The organism is Streptomyces sp. FH025, assembly GCF_017427025.1.
In the GTDB taxonomy this organism is placed as follows: domain Bacteria; phylum Actinomycetota; class Actinomycetes; order Streptomycetales; family Streptomycetaceae; genus Kitasatospora.
Genome location: NZ_JAFLNG010000821.1, coordinates 1 through 3,040, shown reverse-complemented (window position 1 = coordinate 3,040; position 3,040 = coordinate 1). Strand labels below are relative to the sequence as shown.

At 73.1% G+C, this 3,040-nt stretch carries 2 protein-coding genes; both read right to left on the bottom strand.

The features are described from left to right. Positions 1–1,661, bottom strand: a 1,661-nt coding sequence (locus J0670_RS34375) for a glycoside hydrolase family 3 N-terminal domain-containing protein (RefSeq protein ID WP_207816320.1), incomplete at its 3' end; no start/stop codon positions are given. Positions 1,662–1,795: 134 nt separating this feature from the next. Beyond that, positions 1,796–3,040: MFS transporter (locus J0670_RS34370; protein WP_243437935.1), on the bottom strand; the 1,245-nt coding region annotated here is incomplete at its 5' end.

Genomic DNA, 3,040 nt, shown 5'->3' with positions numbered 1-3,040 from the left:
TCGGCGGTGTCGTTCGGGACGTCCGGGCGGGAGGCCTCGACGGCCGCCATCGAGCGCGGCAGTTCGAAGGGCAGTCGGCCCTCGGCGCGGGCGCGGCCGAAGAGGACGTCGAGCATCGCGTCGTCACTCGCTCCGTAGTCGGCTACCAGTGCGGCGGCCCGCTCGGCGATCTCCGGGATGACGGCGGGCCGCTCCAGGTTGATCAGGACGATGGTCGGGACGGCGTCCAACACCCGGAGGATCGCCGCCAGTTCGTCCTCCGGGAAGTCGAGGCGGCCGGAGTGGAACAACGACTCGAAGCGGTTGGCGCGGTGCTCGTACGGGGTGAACAGCCGCAGCACCGCGAGGTCGGCCTCGGCCGGGGTGGCGGCCGGTCGGCCGTAGCGGGAGACGACCGCGTGGTCGAGGCCCTCGGTGTAGAGCCGGGGGGCGGGCCGGGTGATGGGCAGGGTGCGGTCGCGGTTGACCAGGACGGTGAGCGACCGGCGCTGGGCGGCGGCCCCCGCGGCGCGGAACTCGCCGTTGCCGACGGTCTCCTCGGCGGCGTCCGGGTCGACGCGGCGCCGGTCGTCGAAGAGCCCGAGCACGAACTTCTCGCGCAGCAGGCGCCGGACCGAGTCGTCGATCCGCTGCTCGGAGATCCGCCCGGAGCGGACGAGTTCGACCACCACCTCGGGGCACTCCTCACCGCCGAACTGGTCCACGCCCGCGTCCAGCGCCTTGGCCGTGCGCTCGGCGACGCTGAGGTGCTCGACACCCCAGGCCCGGGCCTGGTGGGGCTCGCCGAAGATCTCGTCGTCGTTGAGCAGCCCCCAGTCGGCGCAGACGATGCCGCCGAAGCCCAGTTCCTCGCGGAGCAGCCCGGTGACCACGCCCCGGTTGAAGCCGAAGCCGACCTCCTCCCAGTCGGTGCCGATCGGCTGGCCGTAGTACGGCATCATCTGCGCGGCGCCGGCCGCGATCGCGGCGCGGAACGGCGCGAGGTGCAGTTCGCGCATCCCGCCGGGGTAGACCTGCTCCTTGCCGTGCGGGAAGTGCGGGTCCTCGCCGTCCTTCTGCGGTCCGCCGCCGGGGAAGTGCTTGACCATGGTGGCGACGCTGTCCGGGCCGAGCCGCTCGCCCTGGAAGCCGCGGATGTAGGCCTGGACGAGTTCGGCGGTGAGCGTGGCGTCGGCGCCGAAGGTGCCCGTCTGGCGGGACCAGCGGGGCTCGGTGGCGAGGTCGATCTGCGGGTGCAGGGCGACGCGCAGACCGACGGCCAGGTACTCCCGGCGGGCTATGTCGGCGAAGCGGTGGACGAGTTCCGGGTCGCGGACGGCGGCCAGGCCGATCGCCTCGGGCCAGGCGGAGAAGGCGCCGGCCTGGATGGAGGCGCCGATGTTGAGGGTGAAGGAGTGCCGGGGGTCGGTGGAGACGGTGACCGGGATGCCGAGCCGGGTGCCGGCGGCGATCTCCTGCACGGCGTTGTGCCACTCGGCCAGTTGCCGGGGGCCCGCGGTGCCGACCAGGTTGAAGTGGTTCAGTCCCGCGTCGCGGATCAGGCCGGTGGTGTCGGCGGGGAAGTCGAGCTCCTCCCCGTCCCCCGTCTCGACCGGGCGGCCGTCGGGGTGCATCGGGATCATGGTGTGGAAGAGCAGGCCGGCCTTCTCCTCCAGGGTCATCCGGGCGAGCAGGTCGGCGACCCGCTCCTCGACCGGGCGGGCCGGGTCCTGGTACGGGTGGACGGCGGTGGTGACGGTGTGCACGGGGCGGAACTCCTGGGTGGTGCGGAGGTGTTGCGGGCGGTGGGCGTGGCTCAGCGGACGGTCTTGATCGGGGCCACCGAGAGCGCCCCGGCGAGGATGATCAGCGCGCCGGCCAGGTAGAGGGCGTCATAGCCGGCCGCGCCGACGACCAGCGAGGCCACGAAGGGCGCGATGATCTGCGGGCCGGCGTTGGCGATGTTCAGCACGCCGAGGTCACGGGCGGCGGCGTCGGCGCTCGGCAGCACCAGGGTGACCAGCGCGGTGTCCACCGCCATGTAGCAGCCGAAGGCGATCCCGGCGAAGGCGGTGTAGAGCAGCATCCCGGTCCAGTCCGGCATCAGCACCGGGACCGTCATGGTCACGGCGGCCAGCACGCAGGACACCGCGATCAGCGGCTTGCGTCGCCCGAGCCGGTCGGAGAGCCAGCCGCCGAGGACGGTGGCGGCCAGGGTGCAGACGGCGTCGACGGGTGCGAGCACGGCCTGGGCGCCGGCCGCGTCCATGCCGTCGGGCAGGGTGATGTGGTCCTGGAGGATGTAGAACTGGAACAGCGAGACCGCGAAGAAGCCGAGCATCATCAGGAACCGGCCGATGAAGGCCCAGCGGAAGTCGGCGACCCGCAGGGTGTCGGCGAAGGCGGCCAACTGACGCCGCAGCGGCACGGGTTCGACGGCCGGAAGCCGCTCCTCCCGGACCAGTGCGACGAACAGCACGGCCGCGACGGCGACGGTGGCGCCGAGCACGAGGTACCCGGTGCCGAGCGAGTCCGGGACGTAGCGGGTGGCGAGGGTGACGCCGACGACCGAGCCGATCGGGGTGCCGATGCCGACCATGGCCGAGGCCAGCCCGCGCCGTTCGGCGGGCACCCGGTCGGGCACGACGGCGGTGAGTGCGGCCTGGTAGACGTTCATCGCGGCCTGCACCAGGCACCAGACGATGGTGACCAGCAGCACGGTGCGGACCTGGCCGAGCAGTGCGAGGGTCGCGAAGGACGCGAGACCGCCGCCGAGGATCCACGGGTTGCGCCGCCGGGAGCGGTCGGAGAGCAGTCCGGCGAGCGGGTTGAAGAGGGTCGCGAAGACGGCCGCGACGCCGGAGACCCAGCCGAGCGCGGCGACCTTGCCGTCCGGGTCGACGAGTTCGATCTGGGCGGGCAACAGGACCTGCCCGATGCCCAGGTAGACGAGGTAGAGCACGGCGTTGCCGAGGGTGAGCATCGGCAGCAGGCGTCGGACGCGGCGGCCGCCTTCGGGAGCCGGGGGCTGGGCCGCCCGGGGTCTCGGGGCGCCGACTGC